This is a genomic window from Streptomyces misionensis (assembly GCF_007896895.1).
Classification (GTDB): domain Bacteria; phylum Actinomycetota; class Actinomycetes; order Streptomycetales; family Streptomycetaceae; genus Streptomyces; species Streptomyces misionensis_A.
In genome coordinates, this window is record NZ_VOGW01000128.1 from 45,588 (window position 1) to 51,920 (window position 6,333).

5 protein-coding genes are annotated in these 6,333 nt (G+C 70.8%); all 5 read right to left on the reverse strand.

Annotated elements, in window-relative coordinates; translation table 11 throughout:
* Positions 1 to 135 precede the first annotated feature (135 nt).
* The 5 genes from FRZ03_RS22395 to FRZ03_RS22415 all read right to left on the reverse strand — a co-directional run bounded on the left by FRZ03_RS22395 (position 136) and on the right by FRZ03_RS22415 (position 5,802).
* The gene (locus FRZ03_RS22395; protein WP_146466939.1) at positions 136 to 363 is read right to left on the reverse strand and encodes a hypothetical protein; all 228 of its coding nucleotides are present in this window, start codon (positions 361 to 363) and stop codon (positions 136 to 138) included.
* 324 nt (positions 364 to 687) lie between these two features.
* Complete coding sequence (locus tag FRZ03_RS22400; protein WP_146466940.1) at positions 688 to 1,698, reverse strand: LacI family DNA-binding transcriptional regulator; 1,011 nt, start codon at positions 1,696 to 1,698, stop codon at positions 688 to 690.
* A 221-nt stretch (positions 1,699 to 1,919) separates the two neighbouring features.
* Positions 1,920 to 2,888, reverse strand: a complete 969-nt coding sequence (locus FRZ03_RS22405; protein WP_146466941.1) for an ABC transporter permease — start codon at positions 2,886 to 2,888, stop codon at positions 1,920 to 1,922.
* A complete protein-coding gene (locus tag FRZ03_RS22410) occupies positions 2,885 to 4,606 on the reverse strand; it encodes a sugar ABC transporter ATP-binding protein (RefSeq protein ID WP_261399298.1) in 1,722 nt (573 codons plus the stop codon). Before FRZ03_RS22410 ends, FRZ03_RS22405 begins: the two co-directional genes overlap by 4 nt.
* Positions 4,607 to 4,695: 89 nt before the next feature.
* Positions 4,696 to 5,802 (reverse strand): ABC transporter substrate-binding protein, encoded by a 1,107-nt coding sequence (locus FRZ03_RS22415; RefSeq protein WP_146466943.1) that lies wholly within the window; start codon positions 5,800 to 5,802, stop codon positions 4,696 to 4,698.
* Positions 5,803 to 6,333 lie beyond the last annotated feature (531 nt).

Sequence of the window (6,333 nt, forward strand, 5' to 3'; positions counted from 1 at the left end):
TGCACGTCCGCATCACCACCGTGCACGCGCTCAGCTCCGCGGCGAAGGCGTCCAGCGCCGTCTCGGATATCCGCGCCTCGTCGCTACCACTCGATCCCCTGCCACTCCAGGCTCCTTCCGCCGGGTCGTCCGACGTCAGCGTTCCCCGGTGCCCATGGCCTCGAAGGTCTTGGACATCAACTGGTCCATGGCGCCGGGCTTTTCGGCCAGGGAGTCGAAGAGATCAGCGAGCAACCACAGCACGAAGCCGTGAACCATCGCCTCCTTCGGCGGGATCCGCCCGAACCGGTCGCGCCAGGCCACGGTGTCTTGCTGGTCGGTCGAGACCCGCTTGTAGACCAGGTTCGCCACTCCGGACCTCATCCGTACGGAGGATCGGACCCTATCCCGCCGTCAAACCTTGTCAGCAATCACCATCGGACCTGATTGAATTCGGGCCGCCGCGACCTCCACGAAGCCCTTCGTCCACGCGGTGCAGGCGCGGCGGCCCGACGACGGCACGTGCGCGCTGCGAGGCGTGGACGGTACGGGACGTCCTGGTTCACCAGACGGGCAACGCCGAGGAATTCGCCCGGGTGCTCCAGGCGTTCCTGGAGTGCGCGCCGGTGACGGCAGGTGACCGACTCCGAGTTGTGGGCGGCCTTCCTCGACCGCTGCGCACAGCCCGCACCCGCACCCGCCGAAGTCTCACCCGCGGCCGAGGGTGCTCTCGCGTTGGACCAGGGAGTAGCCGGCGTGGATGCGGCGGGCCTGGTGGCGCGGGGCACCGTTCAACTGGGAGAGCACCGACTCGACGGCCATCTTGGCGATGGACGCCTTGTCGGGTGAGACCGAGGTGAGGGTGACGGCGCCGAACCGGCCCTCCACCACGTCGTCGAAGCCGACCACGGCGACGTCCTCAGGGATGCGCAGCCCCCGTTCGGACAGGACCCGCATCGCGCCGATGGCGATGAGGTCGTTGTAGGCGAACACCGCGTCCGGCCGGTGTCCGGCGTCCAGCAGCCGGGCCATGGCCACCGCCCCGTCGGCGTGGCCCCAGCCGTCGGTGGCCGCCACCAGCCGGTGGTCGGCGACCAGCCCGGCGGCGTCCAGCTCCTCCCGCCAGCCGCGCAGCCGCAGATGCGCCGGCTGACTGCGCCCCTTGCGCGCCCCCAGGAAGGCGATGTCCCGTCTTCCCAGGGAGATCAGATGGCGCACCGCCTCGCGGGCGGCGGCGACGTTGTCGATGGAGATGTGGTCGTACGGCAGGTCGTACTCGCGCTCCCCCAGCAGGACGAGCGGGACCGGTTCGGCGCGCTGGCGCAGGTCCTCCGCCTCCAACTCGATGGGGCTGAGGATCAGCCCGTCGATCACCCGGGCGCGGAAGCCCTGGCTGACCAGGGTCTCCTGGTCGCGACGGCCGCCGGTGTGATCGAGCAGGACGGTGTAGTCGTGCTCGGCCGCCGCGTCGACGACCTCGGCGGCCAGTTCTGCGAAGTACGGGTTGCCCAGCTCGGGCAGGGCCAGGGCCACGATTCCGGTGCGGCCCTTGCGCAGATGCCGGGCGGTGAGGTTGGGGCGGTAGCCCAGCTCGTCGATGGACTTCTGCACCCGCGCCCGCATGGTGGGGGTGACATGGGGCTGGTCGTTGACCACGTTGGAGACGGTCTTGATGGAGACGCCCGCGTGCAACGCGACGTCCTTGAGGCTGACCCGCACGATGTTCCTCCCCTTTCCAACGTTATACGGGGCATGGCTCCGCCCTGGCAAGCCTCCGCCCCGGCAAGCGTCAGCCGCGTGCGGCACCGTCTTGACGCCCTGTCAACACCACCCTACGGTGGCGCACCGTCGGCATTACAACGATGCAAAGCGACGTCCCGGCGTGACCGCGCCGGGCGCGGGACCCGCCGGCAGCGGGGCGGGCCGCAGGGCGGAGGGGCTCATCGGGTACCACGCTCCTGTGAGGCGTAGACCGCGAAGCAGATGATGGCGGCCTCCACGAGTTGGGTGTAGGACGTGTGCACGTTGTGCTGGGTGAGGACGGCGGTGATCAGTTGCATGAACAGCGCGCCCGCCACCGTGCCGAGCACCCGCACCCGGCCGCCGGTCAGCGGGGTGCCGCCGACCACGACCGCGGTGATGGCGTTCAGCTCCATGTTGAGGCCCTGGTTGGCGGGGTCCGCCTCGGCGCCGTGCCCCACGATCATCGCGCCCGCGAAGGCGGCGAGGACGCCCGAGAGGACGTAGACGGTGACGAGGACGCGGCGCACCGGCAGCCCGGCCAGCTTGCTCGCCTGCCGGTTGTCGCCGATGGCGACCAACTGCCGCCCGAACGTGGTGCGGCGCACCAGCAGCGCCGTCAGCACGGCGCACACCCCGGCGATCCACGCCATCAGCGGCACGCCCGCGAAACCGTCCGAACCAAGGCTCAGCAGCCCCGAGTCCGACACCGGCTTGGCGGAGTTGCCGTTGATCAGCTCGGCGACACCACGCAGCCCGATCATCAGGGAGAGGGTGGCGACGATCGGCTGGATACGGGCGAACGCCACCATCGTGCCGCCGACCGCCCCCGAGACCGCGCCGAACACCAGGGCGACGAGCACCGCGAGCGGCGCTCCGTAGCCGATGTAGAGCGGGACGACCGAGGCGGCCAGGGCGATGACCGCGCCGACCGACAGATCGACGCCCTCGGTGCCGATGACCAGGGCCATGCCGAGCGCGACCATCAAAGTCGGCGCGACCTGGAACAGCTGGATGCGCACATTGCCCGCGGACAGGAACGAGCCGTCCAGGACGGCGGCCACCACGAACAGCACGACCAGCGCCGCGTAGACGCCGTACGCCTGCAGCAGCCGGGTCAGCCGGGCGCGGTCCAGCAGGTCCGGCCCGGCCCAGGTGGTGGGGGTCATCGGGGCTCCTCCTTCGTCACGGCGCGACCGGCCGACCCGGCTCGGTCCTGCGGGCGTTCGTCATCGGCGGCCACGGTCCCGCCGGCGGCGGATACGGCCCTTGTGGAGCCCCCGGGCTCCTCCGCGCCCGCGGCCCCCTCCGCGCCCGCCGCCTCCGCCTCGCCGTCCGGGCCGGCGGTGGCGAGGGTGTCGAGCACCGCCTGTTCGGTCACGTCGTCGCCCTGGAGGTGGCCGACGGCCCGGCCGTCCTTGAGGACGACGATCCGGTCCGAGCCCTCGATCAGCTCCTCCAGGTCCGAGGAGATCAGCAGCACCCCGAGCCCCTGCTCGGCGAGTTCGTCGATGAGCGCCTGCACCTCCGCCTTGGCGCCCACGTCGATGCCGCGGGTGGGCTCGTCCAGCAGCAGCACCTTCGGGTCCAGGCACAGCCAGCGGGCCAGCAGCACCTTCTGTTGGTTGCCGCCGGACAGATCGCTGACCTTCTGGTCCGGACCGGAGGCCTTGATGCGCAGCCGCTCCATGAAGAAGCGCACCACCTCGTCCTGCTTGGCCTGCGAGACGACGCCCGCTCGGGCGAGCCGGGGCAGCAGGGCCAGCGAGATGTTCTCCCGCACGGACAGGTTGGGCAGGATGCCCTCCGTCTTGCGGTCCTCGGCGAGCATCACCACCCCGGCCTTGATGGCGGCGGCCGGGCTGCGGCGGGCCAGTGCGGTGCCCTCCACCTCGACGGTGCCGCCGTCCGCGGCCAGCGCGCCGGTGATCGCCTTGGCGGTCTCGCTGCGCCCGGCCCCGAGCAGCCCGCCGAGCCCCACGACCTCCCCGCGGTGGATGTCGACGTCCACGCCGTGCACCCGGTGCCGTACGGTCAGCCCGGTGGCGCGCAGCGCCGGCACGCCCTCGCGCCGCTCGTGCTCGCCGCCGAACGCGGTGGCGCCCTTGGCCCGGACGGTGGACATCTCGCGGCCGAGCATCAGCGAGATCAGCCTGAGCCGGTCCAGGCCGGCCATCTCACCGGTGTGCACCACCGCGCCGTCCCGCATCACCGTGACCCGGTCACAGACCGCGTACAGCTCGTCCAGCCGGTGGCTGACGTAGACGACCGCGATGCCCTGCCGTTTCAGGTCGCGGATCACCGAGAACAGGGTCTCCACCTCGCGCGGTTCGAGCGACGAGGTCGGCTCGTCCATCACCACCACGCGGGCGTCGATCTGCACGGCGCGGGCCAGGGCCACCATCTGCTGGGCGCCCAGACCGAGCGAGCCCAGCGGACGGCTCACGTCCACGTCCACCCCGTAGCGCTTCAGGGTCTCGGCGGCCAGGCGGTTCATCGCCCGCAGGTCGACCAGGCCGAAGCGGCGCGGCTCGCGGCCCAGGCACAGGTTGCGGGCCACCGACATCAGCGGGACGAGGTTGACCTCCTGGTAGATGGTCGAGATGCCGGCCGCCTGCGCCTCCAGCGGGTTGCGGAAGGCGCGGTCCTCGCCCGCCAACCGGATCCGGCCCGCGTCGGGACGGTACACGCCGGTCATCACCTTGATCAGCGTCGACTTCCCGGCGCCGTTCTCGCCGATGAGGGCGTGCACCTCACCGGGGCGCAGCCGGAAGTCCACGCCGCGCAGGGCGTGGACGCCCGCGAAGCTCTTGTCCACCCCGGCGACTTCCACGATCCAGTCGCTGCGAGGTGCCGGGTCCTGCTGGACCAACGTCTTCCTCCTCATGCGGGCTGCCGCAGGCAGCCGCCGGTCGGCCGGGCCGGCCGGGGCCACGGCGTCGCGGCCCGGCCCGGCGCGCCCGGTGCGGTGCGGCCTCAGTACACGAGGCCCTGGTCGAGGGCCTGCTTGGCGTTGTCGGCGGTGAAGTGACCGTCCTTGATGATCACCTTGGGCTGGACGCCGGTGTCGCCGTAGAAGTCCTGGAGCGCCTGGAAGGCCAGCGGGCCGAAGCGCGGGTTGGTCTCGATGTCGGAGACCATCTGGCCGGCGGCGACGTTCTTCACGGCCTGCTCGATGCCGTCGATGGACACCACCTTGACGTCCTTGCCGGGCGTCCTGCCCGCGGACCGGATGGCCTGGATCGCGCCGAGCGCCATCTCGTCGTTCTCCGCGTAGACCGCGTTGATGTCGGAGTGCGACTGGAGCAGTTGCTCCATCACCTTCTGGCCGTCGGTTTGGGCGAAGTTGCCGGTCTGCGAGGCCACGATCTTCATCTTCGGGTACTTGGCCCTGGCCTGGTCCTGGAAGCCCTTGGTCCGGTCGGTGGTGACGTTGTTGCCCGGGGTGCCGGTCAGGATGGCGACATGGGCCTCGCCGCCGGTGGCGGCGGCCAGGTCGTCGGCCGCGATCTGCGCCTGGTGGTAGAAGTCGGAACCGATGAAGGCCATGAAGTCCGTGCAGGCGCTGCCGCCGACCGTGCGGTCGATGGTGAGCACCGGGACCTTGGCGGACTTGGCCTTGGCGAGCGCGGGGCCGAGGCCGTCGGAGTTCTCCGGCGCCACGACCAGGACCTTGGCGCCCTGCGCGATCATGTCCTCGATCTGCGAGTTCTGCGCGTTGACATCGGCGTTGGCGTTGCGCTGGATGAGCTTGACGCCCAGCTTCTTCGCCTGCTGCTCGATGCTCTTGGTCTCGGTCGCGCGGAACGGGTTGCTGGTCGACTCCGACTGCGAGAAGCCGACGACCGTCTTGCCGTCGGTGATGTCCAACTTGGGGACACCACCGCCGTAGGTCTTGTAGGTGCAGCCGGGTCCCGCCGCGGAGGGCGAGGCGACCTGCTGCGAGGCGGCCGCGTTGTCGCTCGCGGCGGCCGAGGACTTGGAGTCGCCGCCGGACGAGTCCGACTTGGTGCATCCGGTGACGGCCAGGCACAGCCCGGCGGCCAGCACTGCGGCAGAGATGGTCTTGGAGTGGACGTTCACGCGCCGATCACATCCTCAACGGGGTGGACAAAGGGGAACGGGGCGGAAAAGGCGGGGGACCACCTGGGCCCTCGATCGAAGGGTGCGGTGCCGACAGGCGGGCTTTTCAACGTTGTAGACATTGAGGGAACGTCAAACGGGATGTCAACCCGCGGTACGCAACCTTTCCGGCGGCGGTTTTCCCGGGTCCGGACGACGGCCGCACACCGGGCGCCATGAGGCCGGCGGTGTCCTCAGCCGGTACTGATCGGGGGGTCAAATACCGTCTGAGCAGCGGGATTTCCATGTTTTCCGAGACCCCGGCACGGGGTGCAAGAAGAATCGTGCACAGGGGTGGACACCCCGATCGGGGCTGTGCTGTCATGTGGCTGCTTCCGTTTACAACGTTGTTAGGTGCCCGTCACCGCCGAGGGACACGGGGCGGCCGGGCCGAGCCGCCCGTACCCCGTGGCGGCCGCCCGCCGGTCCGCCTGGCGAGCGGCGTACGCAGGTGTGCCGGGCCGTCGGCGACGTGCCCCGGCACACCTGCGT

Coding starts and splice junctions, on each gene's coding strand:
- FRZ03_RS22395 (WP_146466939.1), bottom strand. CDS start 363: ATGAGGTCCGGAGTGGCGAACCTGGTCTACAAGCGGGTCTCGACCGAC.
- FRZ03_RS22405 (WP_146466941.1), bottom strand. CDS start 2,888: ATGACCCCCACCACCTGGGCCGGGCCGGACCTGCTGGACCGCGCCCGG.
- FRZ03_RS22410 (WP_261399298.1), bottom strand. CDS start 4,606: ATGAGGAGGAAGACGTTGGTCCAGCAGGACCCGGCACCTCGCAGCGAC.